This is a genomic window from Bradyrhizobium sp. LA6.1 (assembly GCF_040547805.1).
Classification (GTDB): Bacteria; Pseudomonadota; Alphaproteobacteria; order Rhizobiales; family Xanthobacteraceae; genus Bradyrhizobium; species Bradyrhizobium barranii.
This window is the reverse complement of sequence record NZ_JBEPQK010000001.1, coordinates 86,989-110,377: the sequence shown is the minus strand read 5'-3', so window position 1 is coordinate 110,377 and position 23,389 is coordinate 86,989. Positions and strand designations below refer to the sequence as shown.

Here is a 23,389-nt window from a genome sequence, read left to right as displayed (position 1 = left end):
CTCGGCCGGCCATCAGCAGCCACGGCAGATGATCAGCCGGCGGTCGATCTCCCTGTCGAGCCGCTGCAGCTCCGCGTCTTGGGGCGAGGCTTGCGTCGACCCGGGCACGTCGCTGCGTCGCGGCTGCCGGTGACCGATGGGAGCCTGCCGGGACAGGTCCGCGAACTTCATTGCGTCCACACTGCCAGGCGAGGACATGGTCACAGGCGCGCTTGCGCCTCCGGCAGCCCTGAGGCTGGAAACCGATCCGAACAGAAACGTAGCTGCGACGACGGTCACGCCAAGTCTGATTGACATCATCATTCTCCTATCGCGGTGACGTTGCGACGATGCGCATGCGATGGATAGGAGGTCCCGGCTACTCGACCATTTCGCCCGCGGCGACATCGCGTTACCATTGCAACCACGATCGCCGATTGTCGTGCGCCAGCTCTGGATTCCTGTTTGACGCGCTTTCTTCGCGCGCGCCGGTATCCGCTTCGCTCGAAAACGCTCTACCGCGCCACGGCGGCCCGCCTCACGCGTCGTCGCGCGGCCGACGAGGCGACGCTCCGCGCCAGGACGCCGGCGAGCTCCGCCGATATCAGCGGGTGATGAACGAGCTCGGTGATCCCTGACGTCTCCAGCGACGGCACCGCCAGCTCGCGCGTCGATGGGCTCGCCAGAATCATCGGCAAGGCCGGCGCCGCCGCGTGCAATGCCGCCGCCAGCTCGATCGAGGAGCCTCCGGGCATGTGACACACCAGCGCCGCATCGAAGCGTGCTTGCGCGGTGCGGCAGGCGGTGATCGCCTCCGCCAGCCTGGTGAACCCGACCGGCTCATACCCCAGCGCCGCGAGGATTTCCTCATGGCGCAACAGGCGACGGCGATCGGTGTCGAGCACCAGCACCGTCTCGCCCGCGCCACGGAACGCCAGATCGGGGCTGTGCTGAACCGGCACCGCCTCGTCGGGGTCGCCGGATGGCAGCCAGACGTCGAAGCGCGTGCCCGCATCAGGCTCGCTCTGCACGGCGACGGCGCCGCCATATTGCTCCGCGATCTCGCGAACGGTTGCGAGCCCGATGCCGTTGCCGTCCGGGCGCGTCGTGAAGAAGGGCTCGAAGATCCGCTCCAGCGTCGCCTCGTCCATTCCCGGCCCCGGATCGGTGACCGAAATCACGGTGAAGCGGCCGGGGCCGACCTCACTGCGTCCGATCGACAATGGCTGTTGAAGATCGCACACCTTGATGCCGAGCTCGATGCAACCCGGCTCCGTCATCGCCTGTGCCGCATTGTTACAAAGATTCAGGATCACCTGCTGCAACTGAGCCGGCTCGCCCATCACGGTGGCCTCCTCGGCCGACTCATTCACCTCGAATTGGACGTGCGAAGGCAACGAAGCCGCCAGCAGCGATCTGGTCTCGTCGATCAGGGTCCTGACGCAGACACGCTCCCGCCTGCCCTCGCCGCGGCGGCCGAAGCCGAGAATCTGTTCGACCAGTTCACGCGCCCGCTCCCCGGCACGGCGGATCTCCGCAAGGCTGCCGGCCGGCCGACCTCCCGACCGGATTCGCGCCTCGGCGATCTCGGCATAGCCGAGAATCGCGCCGACGATATTGTTGAAGTTGTGGGCGATACCGCTGGCAAAGGTGCCGAGGGTTTCCATGCGGCGTGCCTGTTGCAGGCTCGCCTGCAAGCGCTCCTTCTCGCCTTCGAGCCGCACCCGGCGGATCGCGTTGCCGATGGCGTCGAACGCCATGCGAAACAACGAGACTTCGGACCAGTATGCGAGCGCCCCGGCCGGCACGGTATCGAAGCCGAGGATTTCATCGCGATGTCCCCGGACCGCCGTCACGCACAGCCAGCCGCCGACGCCGGCGTCCTCGAGCAGGTTCATCGTATCGTCGGGATGGGCGGCCTTGACCTTGGGAATATAAACGATGCCGCCTTCGCCACTGTCGAAGCGTGGCGCGAGGCTCAGCGCGCGATCCGGCCAACCCGGCTCGAATGCGATCCCGTCGCGGGACCACCGATAGGTGCTTGTCGTCGTCCCGGTCGCGCCGACGAAATAGGCGCGATCCGCACCGATGCATCCGGCGAGCTGTTGCAGCGCGGTCTCGACGTCAGCGGTGATCCTCTCGCGGCTCGAATCGATGAACCGCATCGAGATGCCGGCCATGACGTGCTCGAACGCCGCACGGCGGCGCAGCGTGACCGCGCGCCGGTGCAATAGCAATCCGAAATAGACTACACCGCAGAGCAGCAGCAACGACGTCATGAACTGCAACAGGCGCACCCGGCGCGCCGAGGCCCGCGAGGCGAGCTGACGCCTGGTGATCAATGCCAATACGGCATCCTGCTCGCGGTTGTTCGCTTCGGCGACGAGCGTCTTCACGATCGTGTCGATGTCGGGCAGAAGGTCATGCAGCATCTGCCCGTGCATCAGCAACGCGCGGACCGAATCCATGTCCCGTGGCGGGGTTTGCGCGAGCGACAGCTCTTCCAACCGATCCTGGACCTGACGCGCCACGACGTCCGACGTATCGAGCGTCAGGCGCAGCATCGCCGCCGCCAATGCGGAGGCGGCCGTGACCAGCGCCCGCTGATCCGACTCAGCCAACTTGTCACTGAACAGACCGAAATAGGCAAAGGAGTTCTGGAGCAGCGCGTTGCGGCTCTTGAACCGTTCGACCAGGTCCTCCTGCCTGAGGGCGCGCGCCGACAGCACATCGATGGCCCTGGTCTCTTCGGCGTTGAGACCCGGCGTTTCGCGCAGCCGCGTCAGGGCGTCGTCATAGGCATCGGTCATCTGCACCAGCTTGTCATAGTTGCGCGACAGGCCGGCGCGCGCGGTCAGCACTTCCCTGGTCATCGCGCGTTCGAACCGGGTGAAGTCGCCAAGCGCCTGGAGCTGACGGTCGTAACGCACCGAATTGAAGTTCAGCCCGTTCAACAACAGCCAGGTCAGCAGGGCCAGCACGCAGGTTACGCCGATCACGGCGGGGGCAAATTTCATGGGGAGCCTCCGACAGTCGCGCCGCGATAGGTGCCGGTCAGACTGTTCAGAAAGGCGACGAGCGCCTTGACCTGCTTCTCCGTCAACGTGGCGTTCAATTGGGCAAAGGCCATCTTGCGAACCGCGTCATCGAGCGTCGGCGCGCTGCCGTCATGGAAATACGGCGGCGTGGTCGCGACGTTGCGCAGGCTCGGCACGCGCAGAATTTTCGGCTCGGGCGATGCGAGCGGGTGGAATATGCCGTGGCGCTGGAACAGATTGCCGCCGACATTGACGCCCTGATGGCAGGACGCGCAGCCCAGCGATTTGAACAATTGGTAGCCGCCCAGCTCGTCCTCCGACAGCGCCGCGGCGTCACCCGCCAGCCAGCGATCGAACTTGCCGCCCGGCGTGACCAGCGTGCGCTGGAAGTTCGCGAGCGCGTCGACGACATCGCCGCGCTCCGGGCGGTGGCCGTAAGCCGCGAAGAAGCTCTCGCGCATGTCGGGATCGGCATTGAGCTTCTCTGCGATCTCGACCGAGCTGCTCGCCATGGTGCGCGGGCTTTCCAGCGACGCCCTGGTATCGGCCTCGATGTTGCGTAATTTTCCTTCCCAGCCGAAGCGAAAGCTGAGCGCCGCATTGAAGACGGTGAGCGTGTTGAGCGTGATCGCCGCCCCGTCGGGGCCGACATCGTGCTGCCTCGGGCTCGCGCCGTTCGTCGCGATATCGTGACACGATGCGCAACTGCGTGAATTGTCGTGCGACAGCCTGCGATCGGAGAACAGTCGTTCGCCGAGCTTGACCTTCAGCGGATTGATTGCCGGCGGTGCCGGAATGGGCGTGATGGGCTCATCCTTGCGGACCGACACGAAGGCCGGCGGCGACTGCGACGGTGCCGGAGAGACCTTCAGAGAGCACGGCACCAGTGCGCAAATCACGATCGCGCAACGTCGAAGGCCGGCACCTCGTCCGGCCCCGAGAAATCTGGCGAACTGCTGCACGCCCAGCAATGTGGGGGTGAAGCGAGAATTGTCGCGGCTGCTCAAGGAATTTTGATCGAAGCTGGATGATTTCGCGAAGGTGGCCGCCACATGCTCCGGGCGATGCTGTCAGCAATCACGGCAGTACCTCACCACCCGCTCGATGTCCGACCTGCCGGAAATCCCGAGGTCCCGCAAGGTCCGGTCATCGAACTCCATCAACGCAGCGACGGCCTTCCTGATCTCACGTTCCCGACGCCAGTACGCAGGCAGGTCCATCAGAGTCCCCAGGGTCGCGCCGAGCGACCCCAGCCGATTCCAGCTGCGCTCCAGTCGCGCATCGCGCGGCGCGGCGCGATCGAGCCTGACGATATTCCCATTATTGTCATTCCCATTGTTGTCGGCTCCATCGTTGCCGCTCTTCTCCGCGGGCTCGCGACCCGCCGAGGGCGATCGGCAATCTCTCGTGGCCTCCAGCATCGCCTGAACCGGCGCGGCTGCGGTCGGATGCAAGGCTGCACCGTAGAGGGCAAAGCCCTCCATCAGGGAGGCGAAGACCGCCCACCAGAATGTGGTGACGGGCTGATCCTGCCCGGCAGGCGGCACATCCGGAGGCGAAGCAATGTCCGGCGCGCGATGCCTCGCGGCAACCGCACCGAGACGGACCATGCCGCGACCGTCAGATCGTGCGACCCAGTTCGCCCTGTCGAGTTCCATGTGACCCGGCAAGGCAACGCGGCTCACACTGTGAGAATACTTCTCCATCGTAAATCTCCCACACGCTGTTGGTGGGAGGCAATCTGACGGCCCGCTGTTACGCCAAGGTCACCGCCATCGGCAAATTGGCTACAATTGCAATCCGCCAATTGCTTCTAGAACGGATCGACCGGCACCGCGAAGACATAGCCGACGCCGCGCTCGGTCTGAATGACGCGCGGCGCGCTCGGATCGGTCTCCAGCTTGCGCCGCAGCCGCAGCACCTGGACGTCGATGCTGCGATCGAAGATATCCTCATGGATACGGGTCGCCTGCAGCAGATGCTCGCGGGTCAGGGGACGCTGCGGCGCCTCCAGAAAGGCCAGCAGCAGCGCATATTCTCCCTTGCTCAACGGCACCGGCGCTTCGTCGGGATCGGTCAGCTTTCGGCTACGGCGTTCGAGCTTCCAGCCGCTGAAGCGATAGCCCCCGCGCTCGGGATCGCGGGCGCGCGCGGCCCGTCCCATCTCCTGCCGCCGCAACACCGCGCGGACGCGCGCCAGCAGCTCCCTCAGGGAGAACGGCTTGATGATGTAGTCGTCGGCGCCAAGCTCGAGCCCGACGATACGATCGATCTCGTCGGGACGATGGCCCGTCGTGATGATGACCGGCACGTCGGAATGCGACCGGATTTCCCTCAACAGGTCCAGACCGTCATCCTGACCAAGCCGAAGATCGAGGATGATCAGGCTCGGCTGGCTGCCATCGAGATAGTGGTTCAATTCCGATCTGTTGGAGGCCGCCCTTGTCGGGATATTGTGCTCCTCGAGATATTTGATCACCATTTGCCTTAACGTCGGATCGTCATCGACGACGACGATGTGGCCAATATCTGCAAGCATTCCATACTCTCAAAATTCGCCGTCCGCCGAGTGAGCTGTACTTAAGAATTGCGAACGTCAACGTCCGGCTGTGGTGAAATGATATTGATGTCATCCGAATTGGAATCGCTCAAAATAGAACGGGATATCCGAGGCCATCGGCACACACTGAGCCTATCTATGATGCCGTGATGACGTCGCAACAGGGTAATTCTGCGGCTAATTCCGCCGGATGTCGCATACGTGAATAATTGTGATCCCAACGCTTACTACTTTGGGGCGATAGGAAGCCTGCGGCCTGCGCTGTCGTTCAGCGACTGCGATGTGCTGCGCAGGCTGTTGCCCGCCCCCGCAGGGCGCGATCGTTTGCGGGCTTCACGGAATCATCAGGAGCCCGGCAGAGCCAACAGGTACTGGTAGATCGCGGCGAGATCGTCGTCATCCATCCGCCCGATCGGCCGCCACGGCATCTGCTCGCCGAGCCGATGCCCGTTCGGATCAACGCCTGTGCGCATGGTGTCGACGAATTGCGCAAGGCTCCAGTTCTTGACGATACCGAGGTCCGGTCCGAGCGGCGGCAATTGTCCCGGCACGCCGCCGCCGAGATCCCTGCCGTGGCATTCGCGGCAATCCTGATAGGACAGCAGGTACTTGCCATAGAGCGCCGTCGGCGCCTTCGGCGGCGCGGTGATCACGCCGGTGAAGACGGGCTTCGCATCCGGCAACAGTCCGGCGCCCAGCATCACGATGCCCAGCAGGCTGAAGCGATCCGGCGGATCCGGGGTCTGCGTACCGCTCGCGGGCAGGCTGCGGATGTAGGCGATCACCGCCTTGGTGTCGTCGTCACTGAGCCGGCCGGCATTGGTGAAGGACATGATCGCCAGCCAGCGCCCCCTCGCGTCGATCCCATTGCGAATGGCACGAAAGATCTCGGCATCGGACCAATTCTTCAAGACGCCGGCGGGCGTGAGATTGGCCGGCACGAACGAGCCGATGGGAATCGGGAGATCCTTGGCCACGTCGCCGCCGCCGGTCAGCGTCCCGGTCTGCGAGTGACATGCGGCGCAAAAGCCGTCGGCCACGGCCATGCCTCGGGCAATCTGGTCCGGTGTCGCCTCGATCTTCACATCCGGGACCGGTGCAGAACGGGCGTGTTGCCGGACGATACCGACCGCGGTCAAAGCGGCAACGCCGAACACTGAGATGGCCAGCATGGCCGTCAGCACCATGCCGCTCCACTTCGCCAGAGCAGATTTCGTCCGGGAGGCGCGAACGCCCAGCCAGGCCAGAAACGCGATGAACGCAACCATCGCAATCAGGGCGACAATATTTTCCATGCCAGTCCTCAATGAATTGGGCGCGACCGATGCCGCGCGACATCCGGATCGTCAAAAATGAATTTCGGCCGACGCCAACGCGCCAATATCTGCGAAGGTGTGCCATGCGGAGGTCTGCCGGATTAACAGCGCGGTGTTTCCGTGCCGTTTCATCGCCCGCCGCTCGCGTTACAATTGTAATCCTGTGCGAGTTATCGGCTTCCGGCGCGATGTCACCGGTTTTTGCACCGGCCTTTTTGCCCGGCCTTGGCAGCGCCACGATGCGTTGCCGCCGTAACCATTTTCGCTGCCGCCGGAAGTCTTGGCGTAACGGCGATCGCTTCAATTGCCTCTCACTCGACCGGACGCTCTGGGGCGACCGTGCATCGATCATCAAGAGGTCAACTCACATGAAGATTCTTATCGCTTCGACACCGGCGACGGGTCATCTCAATCCGATGCTGGCGATCACGCAAATCCTGCGTGGCGATGGCCACGAGATCGCTTTCCTGACGGGCACCGCCTTTCGTGCCCGCGTCGAAGCCAGCGGCGTCAAATTCTTTCCCCTTCCCGAGGACGCGGACTTTGATCCGAACGACGTCTTCTCGCGGTTCCCCGAACTCAAGACCATCCCGCCGGGACTGGAGTGGTTCCGTGTTGCTTGCGAGCGCATCTTCGTCGACGCCATTCCGGCTCAGCACCAGGGGCTGCTGCAAATCTTGCGGCAATTCCCCGCCGACATCATTGTCGCCGACGACATGCTGTTCGGTGTACTGCCGATGCTGCTCGGACCGCGCTCGCAGCGGCCTCCCATCGCGCTCTGCGGGACCTCGTTTCTGCATTGGGCGCGCGAGGACGGCGCGCCCAATTTCCTCGGTCTGCCGCCGGCAAAGAGCGGCGAGGAGCGCGATCGCTATGCGGCCATGGCGCGGGAATTTGATGCGGCAGTCGATCAGCCGGTGTCACTGCGCCTGAATCGGGCGTTGAAGTCTCTCGGGGTCGGGCCGATCGCGATGCCGATGTTCCATTCTGTGGTCGCTCTCGGGGATGCCTATCTGCAATTGTCGGTGCCAAGCTTCGAATTTCCTCGCGAGATTCCGCCCTCAGTGCATTTCGTCGGCACCCCACCGATCATCGCCAACCAGGTCCCGCCGCCCCCCTGGGCCGAAGAGCTCGACGGATCGCGCAAGATCGTTCTGGTGACGCAGGGAACGGTGGCCAATCACAATTTCAATCTGCTGGTTGCCCCGACGCTGGCGGCCCTCGCGGACGAGAAAGACATCCTGGTGATCGCGACGGCAGGCGGCCGCCCGGTTGACGCCATCCCCGGCAAGATCCCGTCGAACGCGCGCATCGCCAGCTATCTGCCGTTCGAATGGCTGCTGCCGAACGTCGACGTGCTCGTCACCAACGGCGGCTATGGCAGCGTCAACCAGGCCATGAGCTTCGGCATCCCGCTGGTCACTGCGGGGCTGACCGAAGACAAGGCCGACGTCAACGCGCGGGTCGCATGGTCCGGGGTCGGCATCAACCTCGCGACCAACGAGCCGACACCGAAGGCGCTGCGCGACGCGGTGCGGACGGTGCTCGATCAATCCCGCTTCCAGTCGCGAGCCTCGCAGATCGCGGACGAATTTGCCGGGATCGACACGCGGGCCGAAATCCTCCGGGTCATCGGCGAGCTTGTGGCCGACGAGAGCTCGCACACCGGCGCGATGGCGGCAACCCGGGGGCGGCGCGCCGAACGGCGCGCGTAATCGCCGAACGCAGCGATGGAGGGCGGGCGACCGCGCCTCCATCGCCTCATGCACATCGACCAAGCCGGAACCGGAAATCTGTCCATGCAAATCGACCCCGCATCCTTCGCCTTCACGCTGCTGCTCGGTTTTCTGGCGGCCGTGCCCTATTCCGGCATCGACATCAATCTGCCGGCGCTGGCAGCAACCGGTGCGACGCTCGACGCGAGCGCGTCGGATGTCGGGCTGACCATGAGCGCCTTCATGCTCAGCCTCGCCACCGCGCCGCTGATCTACGGACCTATCTCCGACCGCCTGGGCCGCAAGCCGATTCTGGCATTCGGCCTCGTACTGTTCGTCGCAGCAAGCCTTGCCTGCGCGAAAGCGTCCTCGCTGCCGGTTCTGTTGCTGGGCCGCTTCGTCCAGGGCATCGGCGCCGCCGCCACCGCAACGACCTTTGCCATCATTCGCGATCTCTTCGACGGCAACGCCGCGCGAGGCAAGATCGCCAACGTCATGGTCACGGTCAATGTCGCGACCGTGATCGCACCGACGGCCGGCGCCGCCCTGCTGGCGATCGCCGGCTGGCGATCGATCTATGCCGCCCAGGCGGGGATCGGTCTCATGCTGCTGGTCGTGGTGATGTTTCGCTTCGCGGAGACTGCGACGACCGACCGCGCCGGCCGCCTTGGGCTTTCGGCTGTCATCGCCAGCTACCGCCAGGTGCTGACGCATCCGGTGTCGTTGCCTTTCATCCTGGTCGGCGCCGCGGGCGGCGCGACCGTGTTTGCCTACGTCACCGGCGCCTCGCTGTTCTTCGTCGGCGCCATCGGACTGCGCCCCGAGCAATATGGCCTGATCTTCAGCGCATGCTCGGGGGCCGTCATGGTCGGCGCCTTTCTCGACGGCCAGCTCGGCCGACGCGGCGTAGAGTCCGCCCGCATGCTCGCAACCGGGCTGACGCTGTCGGCCGCCGCCAGCACCGCCCTGCTCGCGATGACATTGGCCGGCTGGATGCCCACGTCACTCGTGGTTGCGCTGCTGATGGCGGTCGCACTCGGCTTCGGGTTCAGCGTGCCGAACGTGATGAGCGCGACGATGCAGCGTCTCCCGGAGATCGCGGGCGCCGTCAGCGCCGCCGCCGGAAGCATTCAGCTGACCGCCGGCGCAATATCGAGCGGGCTGGTCGCACTTCGCTTCGACGGACGGACCGCGTTGTCGATGACCGCCGTGATGGCGGCAACGTCGCTGCTCGCTCTGGTTCTCTATCTGCTGGTCGCGCGCCCCGCCGAACGCCGCCTACCGTCGCAGACGATCGATCCCGGCGTGGCGGTCCGCAGCCCCACGAAGTCCTGAGTTGGCCGAATCCGGCTGGCAGCCCGGCGCATCCACCGGGTTGCGACCTGACTAGGCCAGTGAGGGATCGAACCTCCGAATGGAGGAACCAAGACCCGTTTGATTGTTCGACGATTTCAATCAACATTTGGAACAAGCGGCGTGGCGCGCCCCGCCCTTATTCTCGCCGCCATCATCATTCAGGAACGCGCGCAGGGGGCGGGCTCCTCCAGGGGGCAGTTCCCAAAGGTTCTGCGTGATCATCCGACGTTTAGTGCAACACGAAGTGATTGCGTCCCGACGTGCGCTCCTTGGCGGGCTTGCGTCCTCGGCCTGCGTCGTCGCGCTGGGCGGATGCGCCAGCCTGGGTGCTACCGGCGCACGCTACGACGCTTCGTCGCTCTCGGTCGACCCTACGTTGCTCGTCGTAACGACGCGCAAGCCAGTGAACGGCGGCCGGTCGAAGCCGTGGTTCGGGCCGGAGCGGGCTTCTACGATGACCGTCGCACGAGCGAAGCTTGTAGCGCCTGGTGACAGCCGTTTCTCTCTGGCTGCAGCGGGACTTGACGATTGGCGTCTTGATGGGGTCGAGCCGGTATCGGGCGATGTCGGCAGTCTTGTCGCGCAGGCCGGCGGCGGACCAGACGTCCTGATCTACGTGCACGGCTTCAAGCAGACGTTCGAGACAGCGGCGCTCGATGCCGCGCATCTCTCCGATGGCATCAGGTTCCGCGGCCAGACGATGGTATTCTCCTGGCCCTCGAAGGCTGGACTGTTCGACTACGCCTACGACCGCGACAGCGCAATGTGGTCCCGCGATGGCTTCGAACGCGTGCTGCAGTCTGTCGTGACGAGTTCGAGCGCCGGCCGCGTCCACATCGTCGCGCACAGCATGGGAACCATGCTGACGCTCGAAAGCCTGCGCCAGCTCTATGCGCGATCCGGTGACGCCGTTGCGGGCAGGATCGGGGCCGTGGTGTTCGCCGCGCCGGACATCGACATGGACGTGTTCTCGTCGTCGATCAACCGCATCGGTCCGCTTTCGCGCAAGATCACCGTCATCGCCGCAACGAACGACCGCGCGCTGGCGTTGTCGGGGCAAATCGCTGGTGGGATGACACGGGTCGGCGCTGCCGAGAAGACCGCCATCGAAGGGCTCGGGGTGCGCGTGGTCGATGCGTCCGAGGCAGGCTGGGGCGTTATCAACCACGACCTGTTCCTGTCGAATGCGGAGGTGCGCCAGGTGATACGCCGCTCGATTGATACCGTGGCCGCGTGAACCCGGCGTGGCGGAAACAATATCGCTGCTGCAGAGGGATCTTGGGCCTAGCTCTGACATCCCGTTGACAGGTTCAATGCCTTGAACAGGCCATCGAAGACACCTGACCGGCAGGGCTTGACCTCCGCGACTGGCTTGGCGCGCTTGGCATTCGCAAATGCCTTGGACGTTTCCTGCACGGGCCGAGGTCTGGGCAGCATGACCGCGAATTTTCTCCCGCTTGCGGTGCGCTGGTGTGGCGCGATGATCTTCAAAGGCTCTGGCGCAACATTCGCCGTTTGATCCGGCGGAGGCATCGGTTCGCTCAAGGAGACCGGCTGCGGAGGCGCTTCAAATTGCGTGTGCATGTGCGGGGTCCCGAGCCGGTCTGCCGTCGTCAGCGTATCGGCTGAGACGCGTAACCCGACGGTCGCCTGAACAGGCGGCGCGTTCACGGGCTTGGTCATGCGCGGCGCCGTCTCAAGCTCCATCACCGCGAGTGTACCGAAGCCAACGAGGATGAGAGCCGCTTTCATCTGATTTCACGCTTCCCGAACGAGACGCCTCGTTCAAAGCCTGCCGAAAAATAAGCTCCCGAGAATCGGAGACCAATTGCAGACATCCAATAAGGCGGCTTGGCGGCAGAACTAAACCAGCCGGCGCGGCGACCGGACAAGATCAGAGACAGGGTTAACGCGGGTCATGCGAACTGGCCCCTTATGCGGAGTGCTCGCTGTCGCCTGACGACCGGTACCTGAGGGCCCCGTCGAGCGCGCAATGTGCTAGTCTGAGCCGGCACTCAGCCCGGACGGTGCACCGTGACCGATGGTCGTCACCCGGCATGGACCGAGGAAAGCCGCTTTCGCGGTGCGCTCGACGATGTGATTATCATCCCACTTGTTGTTGTCGCGCTCGTCACGAACAAGATCCTGCGTTTCGTTCTTGCGATCTTGATGCGGATGCTCGACTACGCCTTCCCTTTTGCGATGCAGATTGTCTGGCTGCCGCTGTTCGCGGCCAGGGTTGTCGGCGATGTCATCGTAACTGTCATCAATGGCGCGGTGCGCTTGCTTCCCCTGTCCGCGTCGAAGCGTCGACAGTGGGGTAGATCGATTCGCCGAAACTGGTTGTGGTTCCGGCGGAAGATCAGCTATCGGGCGTTCGAACACGCTGTGCATGATGCCTTTGAAGGCGGCATGGCATGGGTGTTCAGAACATGCCGGCATCTCACGCCGAATGCCGCATTGCTCGTGATCCTGTGCGCGGTCCTTTGGCTGCCGATCTCTTTCGGTGCGGCAACGGCGATGCACGCGATATTGTTTGCCAAGGTCACATCCTGGCCAGCCTGGATGCAACTCCTGCATCCGCTCGCAACGGTCATCGCGAAGAGCAAGCTTCTGGTGCTACCGGTCTATCCGGCAGCCTGGCCGCAAGCCAGAAAACATCCACTCGTTCAGCTCGTCTTCAAGGGCTACGACATCATCAAGCGCGTGCATGTGATCAGAAAATTCGGCCTTCGCTATCGGCAGGCAGAGATCGCCGGGACTGCGGCGGTTGAGAGGCTCGAGCGCACCGCCGGCCTCACGTCGGCGGTGAGGTGGTTGCGCGAGGCGCATGTCGCAGAACATCTCGGCGTCGAGAAGCCCACTCAGGAATTGCGTTCGTTCTTCGCGCGATGGTCCATCAAGTTCTCAGCCGAATATTACGAAGCGAAGGAACGGCAAGCATCAGGCGGCCCATCATCAAACAGCAGCAAGCCGCGAACGCCGAGTTGATCATCAATCGCCAACGGCCCCACCGTGCCGCCGTCGCTGCCCGATCTCTCTTCAACGGGCAGCGGACTGCGCCATTTCCAAATGAAGCAAGGACAGCTTGTCTTACCATCCGGCAGCGAATCCCACTGGTCGATAGATCAGAAGCTTGGGTGCGAACCAGCGCCGGGACGCGATTACGGTGTTTCTGTCTGTCAGCATCATTGTCGCGCCTGAGGGATTGGTCGGACGCTGCCGGGCGCGTGCTCCTCGCCGCCAATTGCTGCCGACTCCATCGCTCGCAACTACGATGTCGTCGAAGATGGCAGTGAATTGTTTCTGACTACAATCCGCTACAGCAGCTCTTTTGCCGCGCGGCACGATTGGACGCACGGCAAAGCGATCCGTGCGCTCCTTTGGCAATCTTATTTATGCCGAGGGCTCGCTATTCACCGCTTCGATCCCCACATTCAAGTCCACCTTGGTCAACCGTCGAGATTGGCCGGAGTGCGCGGAGACTTCCAACGAAAGGGCTCTGCATATGTCCAAATCTCAGCAGCATCGCGCAAGAGCGACCGCGTCCGGCGAGCTCGTGAAGGATTCGGCCAGCGCTGAGGAAAGCTGTAAATTCAACACCTGGCGGGCCGGCTTCGTCTTTTTGACGGATCACAGGCGCAACAATGAAATCGGTCGCAACAAGCTGCCTTTGAAAAAGGACACGCCTGGCGATGCGAGATCGAGCGCAACCGCTCTGTCACGATGGGAGAACGAGGGAGGCTCGGTCCGCGACGAACTGCCGCCCTGATCCGCTATTCGAGTGGGCTAATGTCCCGCGTTTGGCCCGGCGCTCGGTTTGGCCGCGCGGCGATCAGTTCTTCCGGTCTATCTCGGGTTTGTCGCGCAGAACCGCGTTCAGAAGCGAGCTATGGACCTCGATCTTTCCATTGTAGCTGATGAAGCCAAGCTTCCGGAACTTGTTCATGAAGAAGCTGACCCGTGACCGGGTCGTACCGATCATTTCGGCCAGCGTTTCCTGGCTGATATTGACGCCAATGGGCTGCGAGCTGGCTTCCTTGCCGAAGTTCGCCAGCAGAAGCAGCAGGCGCGCCAAGCGTTTCTCGCTCGAATTGAAGAGTTGGTCGATCAGGTCTTCTTCAATCCGGCTATTGCGCGCGAGCAAATACGCCATGAACAATTGAGAGAACTTCGGCTTGCCTTCGAGCGCTGTAGTCATCGCCGTCTTCGATATTCTCGTGATGACACAGGACTCCATTGCCGTAGTCGTGGCAAGACGCAATGGATGACCATTGAGGCAGCCCTCGCCAAAGAATTGTCCGGGCTCCAAAATCCCAACGACGGCTTCCTTGCCTTGGTCCGAAACGACCGTGAGCTTGATCTTTCCCTCTTGAATGTAGAATACCGCGTCCGCGGCATCTCCCTGCACGAACACGCTCCGACCTTTGCCAACTTTCGAGATCGATTTCCCGGCCCCGACCTTGGCAAGGAATGCTCTGGGATCAAAGTCCTTCGCCGCTTTCACCAAGGCAGGACTCTCGTTCGCTGGACCATTAACACGCAATCATACTACCACAATTGAAAGGATGTTCACCCGTTGGAAGGCCGCGTGGCGTGCGGCAAATCGGGAACTGAAATGACGAGGGGAAGCGCTCGGCTCGACCTGGGCTTCAGGGATTTCGTCCCATCGAGTTCTCCGTTCAAAGTAGATACGACGAATTTGATGCTTGACCATCTGGCGACGACTGCCTGGTCTGCTTTGCAGGAGCCCCCTTCCACTGCGCAAGATGCAGACGTGTCAAGGGGCCGGCGCGTCTATGCGCAGATTTCCGCCGCGCGACTTGCCTGACTATCCGCGCAGCTAGACAGCTTTCTTGCTACCAAGCGATTCGGCACAAGCTTTCGCAACGGCCGAATTTGGCTCAGTGCTTCCCGGCATCGTGGCCCAACCGCCTTTTTCGACGAACTTGCTCTGATCCCACGCATAGGTCGTCTTCTTCATTTCGACCAGGTTTTCCGACGCATCAGCGGCTTGTCGAAACTTCTCAACGCAGATGGGTGTGAGAGCCGCGACGACAGCCGTCGCAGCACTATTCCTCGCGAGCGTCTCGGCGGCCCCACCCGTCACCCAGCCGCCCCAGCTGAAACCCGCGATTGCCAGAGCAATTGCTCCGGCCACGGCTCCCCACAGTGCCGGCCGCACGGCAGCTTTCGTCTCGCTGGAGATTTCCATGATTTTCGCCTTGATTTAGAGGTATGTTGAGCTTCACCGGTTAAGGAGGCTAGACACGTCGAGGGATCGGCGTCTGTACCAAATTGCTCACTGCACTCGCGTAGGGGATACCTTCGGGATGGCTTGATGCGCCGGCTCGCTGCAGTCTGATGCCAGCGCGCCACGGCGAGTATCTGCACCCTTGATGCTCCTGGAAATGCAGGGCCTTTGTGAGATTCTCCGCCTTTCGCAGTTGAGCGCGGGCGGTACCAATAATCGGTTCAGGTGTTCCTTTTCGAACAGACGGCGACGCCTCTCCCCGCTTTATTCCTGCATTGCCTGACTTGAATATATTACCGATCAGCCCGGCCCTCGCGGCCGGGCTTTTCGCTTGGGAAGGCCGTTCGCAGTCGAGGCCGATAGAACAGCAGTCTCACCTCGGTGTCTCGGCAAACGAGGAGAAGCTTCCCTGGGAAGGGTTTGCCGGACTGCGGAGTGCGCATGCGGTTCTCAACTGACCCTTTCCTGTGAGCAGATCGTCGCTTCTGCCTCCTGGAAATCGGCCATCCCTTCCCTTGTCTGCCGTTCGGCCATGAGCGGTTTGACCTAGAAATCCATACCGCCCATGCCTCCCATGCCGCCGCCACCCGCAGGCGCCCCGCCGCCGGCGTTCCTCTTCGGCACCTCGGCCACCATGGCTTCGGTGGTGATCAGGAGAGCCGCAACGGAAGCCGCGTTCTGGATCGCCACACGAACCACCTTGGTCGGGTCGATGATGCCTTTGGCGACCAAGTTGCCGTACTCACCCGTCTGTGAGTCGAAGCCGTAGGCGTACTGTTCCTTTTCCAGGATCTTGCCGACGATCACCGAACCGTCTTCACCGGCGTTGATCGCGATCTGGCGAGCCGGCGCGGACAGCGCCTTGCGCACGATCTCGACGCCGGTCTTCTGGTCGTCGTTCTTGGTGCGCAGCCCCTTGAGATGCTCGGAGGCACGGAGCAGGGCGACGCCGCCGCCCGGGACGATGCCTTCCTCGACCGCCGCGCGGGTCGCATGCATCGCGTCATCAACGCGATCCTTGCGCTCCTTCACCTCGACCTCGGTCGCGCCGCCGACGCGGATCACCGCGACGCCGCCGGCGAGCTTGGCGAGACGCTCCTGGAGTTTCTCACGGTCGTAGTCCGAGGTGGTCTCCTCGATCTGCGCCTTGATCTGGGCCACGCGCGCCTCGATGTCGGCCTTCTTGCCGGCGCCGTTGACGATCGTTGTGTTCTCCTTGTCGATCATCACCTTCTTGGCGCGACCGAGCATGTTGAGCGTGACGTTCTCGAGCTTGATGCCGAGATCTTCCGAGATCGCCTGGCCGCCGGCCAGGATCGCGATGTCCTGCAGCATGGCCTTGCGGCGATCGCCGAAGCCCGGAGCCTTGACGGCCGCGACCTTCAGGCCGCCGCGCAGACGGTTCACGACGAGGGTGGCGAGCGCCTCGCCTTCCACGTCTTCGGCGATGATAACGAGCGGCTTGCCGCTCTGTACGACTGCTTCCAGGAGCGGCAGCAATTCGTTCAGGCTGGAGAGCTTTTTCTCGTAGATCAGGATATAGGCATCGTCCATTTCAACGCGCATCTTGTCGGCGTTGGTGACGAAGTAGGGCGAGATGTAGCCGCGGTCGAACTGCATGCCTTCGACGACCTCGAGTTCAGTCTCAAGCGATTTGGCTTCTTCAACAGTGATGACGCCTTCGTTGCCGACCTTCTTCATGGCGTCGGAGAGGAACTTGCCAATCTCCGCATCGCCGTTGGCCGAGATGGTGCCGACCTGGGCGATCTCCTCGTTCGAGGTGACCTTCTTGGAGTTCTTGACGAGGTCGGCGACGACGGCGTCCACTGCCAAGTCGATGCCGCGCTTGAGGTCCATCGGATTCATGCCGGCGGCAACCGCCTTGGCGCCTTCCTTCACGATCGCAGCCGCGAGCACGGTGGCGGTGGTGGTGCCATCGCCGGCCGCGTCAGCTGACTTGGAGGCGACTTCGCGCACCATCTGTGCGCCCATGTTCTCGAACTTCTCTTCGAGCTCGATCTCCTTGGCGACGGTGACGCCATCCTTGGTGATGCGGGGAGCGCCGAACGACTTGTCGAGGACAACGTTGCGGCCCTTCGGACCGAGCGTCACCTTTACCGCGTTGTTGAGAATTTCGACGCCGCGCAACATGCGGTCGCGGGCATCGACGCCGAATTTGACTTCTTTGGCTGACATGGCGATCTCCGTTTTCAACTGGTCAGATCCCAAAAGCCGCGCAACTGGCGAGCTCTTGAGGGATGAGATTTGAATTGCGGGCCTCATCCTTCGAGAACCCGGCTACGCCGAATCCTCAGGGTAAGGAAAACCGGCTGGCGCTTACGCGGCCTTCTTCTTGGCGGCCGGCAGATCAGTGAGGACGCCCATGATGTCGCTTTCCTTCACGATCAGCAGGTCGACGCCGTCGATCTTGACTTCAGTGCCGGACCACTTGCCGAACAGCACGCGGTCGCCGACCTTCAGGTCGATCGGGATCAGCTTGCCGGCTTCGTCGCGGCCACCGGGGCCGACGGCGACGACTTCGCCCTGGGAGGGCTTCTCCTTGGCGGTATCCGGAATGATGATGCCACCAGCTGTCTTGTCGTCGGCCTCTATGCGCTTGACCACGACGCGGTCATGGAGCGGACGGAATTTCATGCGATCCTCCCTGGCTTTTGTGATTATTTCTGGATTGGCAGTCGTAATGAAGCACGTGCCGTAAACGAAGTCTTCCGCTTCCATCAAGACGCGAGGCTTCGTCTCAAAAATTGGCGGCGACCAGATCGTAAGAGCCCCTGCTGCCGCGGACGTACACCCTGGCAGCGGCGGCACATATCACATCACGATTGGAATCGAATGCGCTCAGGAAATCCGATTCATTGTTGGAGTGAGCGCCCGGTTCAAGTCGCCTCAGCGCGTCTTCCTCTATGAAGAACGATGCCTCTAACGCGCTATCGTATCCCCAAAAACGCACGGCGTGCCGCGTTCGGTCATATGAACGACTGAAATTCGGAAACTCGATCATGGTTGGGTCCGATCAAGTTTGCGCAACGGGAATAGGTTCTAAGAGCGATCCGGCTGCGCTAAACCATAAATGGCTACTCTGGAATCGGATTACAACTGCCCACGAAAATTAAGTGCGACCAGCCTCGTGATCTTCTTCGGGCTGTTGATCGTCGCTGCAATAAATTTTCAGTGGTAGTTATCTCGGCTCACCCGCGCTATCGGCTCAAGCCAACAGCTAGTTGGCTCCGCTGAAATGACTCACGAGCTCAGCGCGGCGGCAGTTGATGCGATCCTTTCACAAGGTACGACCGTCACTCGTACTGCGCTCAGTCCTACAGGTGGTCAGCTTGTCTTCAGCGACCCGCGCGATCGTTGTGCGAAATTCGCAAACACCGTCCGGGTAACTGATCTCGAGTTTCTGGAAGATGTTCTGAGTGAATGGTGGCGAACAAAAACAGCAACGTCTCCAGCGGACAGCGCCATCCGCTCTCCAAATGGGGCAACGATGACGTCGATTTGGTAAGCAATATCAATTGGCTGGGGCGGGAGGGATCGAACCTCCGAATGGCGGAATCAAAATCCGCTGCCTTACCGCTTGGCTACGCCCCAACAGGCGACCAGGGAACGGGCGGAAGAACCGGCTACCGCAGATTCCCGCTGGTCGCAGCCGGTCTATAGGGAGCGGCGCGCCATTTCAACCGCCTGGAGGGGCAAAATACCTGAGGTCCAGGACCGGGGCCGGCGCTGGCCGTGCCACCCTTTATTATAGGCCCGGCGGCGGCGCCGTTCCGGGCCGGCGCAGTCCCGGCGTTCGGGCAGTTGAGACCTCCCCCGTTTCATGGGAATACGGCGCCAATACCTGTCCACGGGAGTGAGCCATGACCTACCGCGCGCCGATCTCAGACATGCTGCTGTCGCTCAACCATGGCGCCGGCCTCAAGGCTGCCGTGGAGGCCGGCCATTACGGCGATTTCGACGGCGACATCGTGAGCGCCGTGCTGGAGGAAGCCGGCAAGTTCGCAACCGACGTGCTGGCGCCGCTCAACCAGGTCGGCGACGAGCACGGCATCAAGCTCAGCGATGGCAAGGTCACGACTGCGCCGGGCTGGCCGGACGCCTACAAGCGCTGGACCGAGGGCGGCTGGAACGCGGTCTCCGGCCCCGAGGATTTCGGCGGCCAGGGCCTGCCGATCGCGATCAACGCCGCCTGCACCGAGATCTGGAGCGCTTCCAACGTCGCCTTCGGCCTCTGCCCGCTGCTGACGGCCTCGGCGATGGAGGCGCTGGATGCGCATGGCAGCGACGAGCTGAAGAAGATCTATCTGGAAAAGCTCGTCTCCGGCGAATGGACCGGCACGATGCAGCTCACCGAGCCGCAGGCCGGCTCCGACGTCGGCGCGCTGCGCACCCGCGCCGACAAGCAGGCCGACGGCACCTATCGCATCAAGGGGACGAAGATCTTCATCACCTATGGCGAGCACGACATGACCGACAACATCGTGCATTTCGTGCTGGCGCGCCTGCCGGACGCGCCCGCGGGCACCAAGGGGATCTCGCTGTTCCTCGTGCCGAAGTTCATGGTCAATGCCGACGGCGCGCTCGGCGCGCGCAATGACATCTATGCGTCGGGCGTCGAGCACAAGCTCGGCATGCACGCTTCCCCCACCTGCACCATGACCATGGGCGATCATGGCGGCGCGATCGGCTTCCTCGTCGGCGAAGAGAACCAGGGCATGCGCTGCATGTTCACGATGATGAACCAGGCCCGCCTCGGCGTCGGGCTGGAGGGCGTCGGCGTCGCCGATCGCGCCTACCAGCAGGCGCTGGCCTATGCGCAGGAGCGCAAGCAGGGCCGCGCCATCGGCAAGAAGGGCGACGGTTCGGACGCGATCTTCGTGCATCCGGACGTCAAGCGCATGCTGATGCGGATGCGGGCGCAGACCGCCGCCGCACGCACCATCTGCTATGCGACCGCGGTCGCGATCGACGTCTCCACGCGCGCCAAGGATCCGAAGGTCCGCGCGGACGCCGCCGCGCGCGCGGCGCTGCTGACGCCGATGGCGAAGGGCTATTCCACCGATATCGGCAACGAGGTCGCCTATCTCGGCGTGCAGGTGCACGGCGGCATGGGCTTCATCGAGGAGACCGGCGCCGCGCAGCACTATCGCGATGCGCGCATCACCGCGATCTACGAGGGCACCAACGGCATTCAGGCGATCGATCTCGTCACGCGCAAGCTCGCGGCCAATGGCGGCGCTGCGGTGTGGGCGCTGCTCGACGAGCTCTCGGCAACCGTGAAGCAGGTCGAAGCCTCCAACGATCCCGCTTTCGGCACCACAGGTATCAAGCTGCGCGAGGCGCTGGAGGCGCTGACGCGCACCAGCAAGTGGCTGCTGGAGCGCGTGACCTCCGCGCCGAACGAGGCGCTCGCCGGCGCGACGCCGTATCTGCAGCAGTTCGGCTCGACGCTCGGCGGTTGCATGCTGGCCTCCGAGGCGCTCGCCGCCAAGTCCGACGGCAACACTGACGCCCCGCGCTACGTTTCGCTCGCGCGCTTCTTCGCCGAGAACATCACGGTGCAGGCCGGCGCGCTGGAGCGCACGGTGACGGAGAGCGCGGAGTCGGTCGCTGCGGCGGATGCGGTGTTGTTGTAAGCGAGATACTGCCAACGCGTTGTCATGGGAGATTTCTCCTCCTCCCCGCTGTCATTCCCCGCGAAAGCGGGGAATCCAGTACGCCGCGGCCTCGCGATAAAACAACAAACGTCTCGGCGTACTGGATCGCCCGATCAAGTCGGGCGATGACAGCGAACATGTGGGACGCACGTGCCACACTCGAGCCTATCCCGGATTGCGCTTCGCTCCATCCACCCTACGAAGCTGCGAGCTTCGCCCTTCTCCCCGGCCGCCACAGCACGATTCCCGCCGCCACGAGATCGAGCATCACACAGATCGCAAACGCGCTCGTGTAGTTGCCGGTGAAACTCCGCACGAGGCCGATGATGCCGGGGCCGAAGGCGCTGACGACGCCGCTGATCGACGTGCCCAATCCCATTGCGGCGGCAAAGGCGGCAGCGCCGATCTCGCGCTGGATGATCAAGGGTGGGAACGTGATCATGTTGCCGATCGAGAAGCCGTAGACGGCGCAGCAGACGAGCAGCACGGTCGGGTTCGTGCTTTGGAGAAGCACGAACAGCGCCGCCGCCTGGCTCGTCATCGACGCCGCGCAGGCGAGCCGCGGATCGAGCCGGTCGACGAACAGGCCGAGCGACAGGCGGCCGACCACCGCCATCGCCGCCATGATGGTGACCGCAAGGCCTGCGGCATAACGCCCGATCAGCGGCTCGAGGAACGTCACCTGGTGGATGATGAATCCCATCTGCGCCAGCAGCGCGATCGCGATCGGCAGCACCATGGTCCAGAAAGCCGCGTTGGCGAGCAGCGTCTTGCGGGAATGGGCCGGCGCGGCCATGCCAGCGGACGAGCGGCCGCCCGATGCCGGCGATATCTGCGTCGGCCAGCCGATGAAGATGACGACCACCGGCAGCACCAGCACCACCATCGCCATCGTGGCGGCAAGCATGGCGGACTGGAAGCCGATGCTGCCGGTCAGCGACAGCAACAGCGGAACGAGGACGATGCCGCCGCAGGTCGCGCCGTTGAAGGCGAGGCTGAGCGCGAGCCCGCGCCGCCGCTCGAACCAGGCGTTCAGCACGGTGGCGATCACCACGGTGCCCATGCCGGTCCAGCCGACCGACATCAGCGCATAGGCGAGATAAAGCTGCCAGGGCGTCTGCATCAGCGCTAGCAGCACGGTCGACGCGCCGAGCGCCGACAGGCCGCACAGGATCAGCGCGCGCAGCCCGATGCGGGCGAGCAGATCGTCGGTGAAGATGACAAGCACGGAGGTGAGGAGAAACGAGAAGGTGCTGGCCGCGGAGACCAGCGTGCCCGGCCAGCCATGGGCGCGCTGGAGCTCGGCGAGATAGACGCCCTGGCCATAGAGGCCGAAGCCGAACATGAAGAAGGCCATCAGGAAACAGGCCAGCACGACGCGCCAGCCGCGATAACGCAGCGAGGATTCGTCAACGCCCGTTGCGGCAATCATCAAACGAGCAATCGGCCAAATGGAACGGCATTGGGCAATCGTGCCCTACAACCCCCGGTTTTTCAAATGAAACATTGTAGCCATTTGTTGCAATGCGCAACTGCATGTGCGAAGCAATACAACCGGCATGATCCGGTGCGGTGCGGTTCCCGATCAGAAAAACGACAGCGCGCCGTGTGGCGGACTCACGGGGACGTTCTCGAAAAGGTCGAGCGGGCGGATTGGCACGCCTGCAAGATGATGTAGGCTGAGGCTTGCGAGACTCGCCAAGGCAAGCGTCGCGGCGACCGCAGGGGGCTCTCATGCCGAATGGCAATATCGTCGTCACCGAAGAGCGCGGAACGCGCGTCATCACCCTGCGCCGCCCGAGCAAGAAGAACGCGATCACGCAGGACATGTATCGCGAGATGAGCCGCGCGATCGACACCGCGCAGAACAATCCCGACATCCGCTGCATGATCATCACCGGCGGCTCCGGCGTGTTCACCGCCGGCGACGACATCGACGACTTCTTGCAGGCCGAACCGAATTCCGAGACGCTGTCGGACGGCGCAAAATTTCTCTATTCGCTCGCCCTCAACGTCAAGCCGATCATCGCGGCCGTCGATGGCGCCTCGATCGGCATGGGCACCGTGATGCTGTTTCATTGCGACTATGTGCTCGCCTCGAACGCCGCGACCTTCTCCGCGCCCTATATCCATCTCGGGCTCGTTCCGGTCGGCGCGGCCAGCCTCCTGATGCCGAACACGATGGGCTACCAGCGCGCCTTCGCGATGCTGGTGATGGGGCGGACTTTCACCGCCGCGGAGGCGCACGCGGCAGGCTTCGTCAACACCGTGGTCTCGCCGGGACATACCGAGGTCGAGGCGCGCAAGGTGGCGCGCGATATCTGCCGGCTGCCGGCCGAGGCGGTCGCGGCCTCGCGCAAGCTGCTGCGCGCCGCGCCCGAGGAGCTCACCCGCCGCATCGACCAGGAGGCCCATCTGTTCGGCGAGCGGTTGAAGTCGGACGAGGCGATTGCCGCGTTCAAGGCGTTTGCAAACCGGAAGAAGAGGTAGGGG

20 protein-coding genes and 1 tRNA gene are annotated in these 23,389 nt (G+C 63.3%); 7 read left to right on the top strand and 14 right to left on the bottom strand.

Annotation, left to right across the window (positions count from 1 at the left end):
* Nucleotides 1–12: 12 nt before the first annotated feature.
* The 6 genes from ABIB99_RS00560 to ABIB99_RS00535 all read right to left on the bottom strand — a co-directional run bounded on the left by ABIB99_RS00560 (nt 13) and on the right by ABIB99_RS00535 (nt 6,872).
* Nucleotides 13–297, bottom strand: a complete 285-nt coding sequence (locus ABIB99_RS00560) for a hypothetical protein (protein ID WP_135215059.1) — start codon at nt 295–297, stop codon at nt 13–15.
* Between the two features lie 197 nt (nt 298–494).
* Nucleotides 495–2,996: a two-component system VirA-like sensor kinase gene (locus ABIB99_RS00555; protein ID WP_354174312.1), complete on the bottom strand. Its 2,502-nt coding sequence runs from the start codon at nt 2,994–2,996 to the stop codon at nt 495–497.
* The gene (locus ABIB99_RS00550) at nt 2,993–3,901 is read right to left on the bottom strand and encodes a cytochrome-c peroxidase (protein WP_354174310.1); all 909 of its coding nucleotides are present in this window, start codon (nt 3,899–3,901) and stop codon (nt 2,993–2,995) included. Before ABIB99_RS00550 ends, ABIB99_RS00555 begins: the two co-directional genes overlap by 4 nt.
* A 186-nt stretch (nt 3,902–4,087) precedes the next feature.
* Nucleotides 4,088–4,723: a DUF1127 domain-containing protein gene (locus tag ABIB99_RS00545; protein WP_063984897.1), complete on the bottom strand. Its 636-nt coding sequence runs from the start codon at nt 4,721–4,723 to the stop codon at nt 4,088–4,090.
* A gap of 107 nt (nt 4,724–4,830) precedes the next feature.
* Entirely contained in the window at nt 4,831–5,556 is a 726-nt protein-coding gene (locus ABIB99_RS00540) for a response regulator (protein ID WP_014497160.1), read from the bottom strand.
* Nucleotides 5,557–5,921: 365 nt separating this feature from the next.
* Nucleotides 5,922–6,872 carry a c-type cytochrome gene (locus tag ABIB99_RS00535; RefSeq protein WP_063984898.1) on the bottom strand — a complete coding sequence of 317 codons (951 nt, stop codon included), beginning with the start codon at nt 6,870–6,872 and terminating at the stop codon, nt 5,922–5,924.
* A gap of 389 nt (nt 6,873–7,261) precedes the next feature.
* Here ABIB99_RS00535 and ABIB99_RS00530 point away from each other — a divergent pair, with 389 nt between their 5' ends.
* The 3 genes from ABIB99_RS00530 to ABIB99_RS00520 all read left to right on the top strand — a co-directional run bounded on the left by ABIB99_RS00530 (nt 7,262) and on the right by ABIB99_RS00520 (nt 11,201).
* A complete protein-coding gene (locus tag ABIB99_RS00530; RefSeq protein ID WP_063984899.1) occupies nt 7,262–8,608 on the top strand; it encodes a nucleotide disphospho-sugar-binding domain-containing protein in 1,347 nt (448 codons plus the stop codon).
* A gap of 84 nt (nt 8,609–8,692) precedes the next feature.
* Nucleotides 8,693–9,943, top strand: a complete 1,251-nt coding sequence (locus tag ABIB99_RS00525) for a Bcr/CflA family efflux MFS transporter (protein ID WP_354174307.1) — start codon at nt 8,693–8,695, stop codon at nt 9,941–9,943.
* A gap of 235 nt (nt 9,944–10,178) precedes the next feature.
* On the top strand, nt 10,179–11,201 hold the full coding sequence (locus ABIB99_RS00520) for an alpha/beta hydrolase (protein ID WP_354174305.1): 1,023 nt from the start codon (nt 10,179–10,181) through the stop codon (nt 11,199–11,201).
* 47 nt (nt 11,202–11,248) lie between these two features.
* Here the strand turns inward: ABIB99_RS00520 and ABIB99_RS00515 are convergent, their stop codons facing one another.
* Nucleotides 11,249–11,647, bottom strand: coding sequence for a hypothetical protein (locus ABIB99_RS00515; RefSeq protein WP_354174303.1), 399 nt, complete (start codon nt 11,645–11,647; stop codon nt 11,249–11,251).
* 351 nt (nt 11,648–11,998) lie between these two features.
* Between ABIB99_RS00515 and ABIB99_RS00510 the strand changes: the two genes are divergently transcribed.
* Both ABIB99_RS00510 and ABIB99_RS00505 read left to right on the top strand, forming a co-directional pair.
* Entirely contained in the window at nt 11,999–12,955 is a 957-nt protein-coding gene (locus ABIB99_RS00510) for a hypothetical protein (protein ID WP_354174301.1), read from the top strand.
* 382 nt (nt 12,956–13,337) lie between these two features.
* Nucleotides 13,338–13,736: a hypothetical protein gene (locus ABIB99_RS00505; RefSeq protein WP_354174299.1), complete on the top strand. Its 399-nt coding sequence runs from the start codon at nt 13,338–13,340 to the stop codon at nt 13,734–13,736.
* 63 nt (nt 13,737–13,799) lie between these two features.
* Here ABIB99_RS00505 and ABIB99_RS00500 read toward each other — a convergent pair whose 3' ends face one another.
* From ABIB99_RS00500 to ABIB99_RS00475, 6 genes are all read right to left on the bottom strand, one after another.
* Nucleotides 13,800–14,474, bottom strand: a complete 675-nt coding sequence (locus ABIB99_RS00500; RefSeq protein ID WP_063984903.1) for a Crp/Fnr family transcriptional regulator — start codon at nt 14,472–14,474, stop codon at nt 13,800–13,802.
* 333 nt (nt 14,475–14,807) lie between these two features.
* A complete protein-coding gene (locus ABIB99_RS00495; protein ID WP_354174297.1) occupies nt 14,808–15,179 on the bottom strand; it encodes a hypothetical protein in 372 nt (123 codons plus the stop codon).
* Between the two features lie 585 nt (nt 15,180–15,764).
* Complete coding sequence (gene groL, locus ABIB99_RS00490; protein WP_071917644.1) at nt 15,765–17,414, bottom strand: chaperonin GroEL; 1,650 nt, start codon at nt 17,412–17,414, stop codon at nt 15,765–15,767.
* A 141-nt stretch (nt 17,415–17,555) separates the two neighbouring features.
* Entirely contained in the window at nt 17,556–17,873 is a 318-nt protein-coding gene (locus tag ABIB99_RS00485; protein WP_354174294.1) for a co-chaperone GroES, read from the bottom strand.
* Nucleotides 17,874–17,976: 103 nt separating this feature from the next.
* Nucleotides 17,977–18,240 (bottom strand): DUF1488 family protein, encoded by a 264-nt coding sequence (locus tag ABIB99_RS00480; RefSeq protein WP_063984906.1) that lies wholly within the window; start codon nt 18,238–18,240, stop codon nt 17,977–17,979.
* Nucleotides 18,241–18,755: 515 nt separating this feature from the next.
* A tRNA-Gln gene (locus ABIB99_RS00475) sits at nt 18,756–18,830 on the bottom strand.
* A 269-nt stretch (nt 18,831–19,099) separates the two neighbouring features.
* Here ABIB99_RS00475 and ABIB99_RS00470 point away from each other — a divergent pair.
* Nucleotides 19,100–20,875, top strand: coding sequence for an acyl-CoA dehydrogenase family protein (locus tag ABIB99_RS00470; RefSeq protein ID WP_354174292.1), 1,776 nt, complete (start codon nt 19,100–19,102; stop codon nt 20,873–20,875).
* A gap of 217 nt (nt 20,876–21,092) precedes the next feature.
* On the opposite strand, the gene ABIB99_RS00465 is transcribed toward ABIB99_RS00470, so the two are convergent.
* Nucleotides 21,093–22,328: an MFS transporter gene (locus ABIB99_RS00465; protein WP_063984908.1), complete on the bottom strand. Its 1,236-nt coding sequence runs from the start codon at nt 22,326–22,328 to the stop codon at nt 21,093–21,095.
* A gap of 302 nt (nt 22,329–22,630) precedes the next feature.
* Between ABIB99_RS00465 and ABIB99_RS00460 the strand changes: the two genes are divergently transcribed.
* The gene (locus ABIB99_RS00460) at nt 22,631–23,386 is read left to right on the top strand and encodes an enoyl-CoA hydratase-related protein (protein WP_166088224.1); all 756 of its coding nucleotides are present in this window, start codon (nt 22,631–22,633) and stop codon (nt 23,384–23,386) included.
* Nucleotides 23,387–23,389 lie beyond the last annotated feature (3 nt).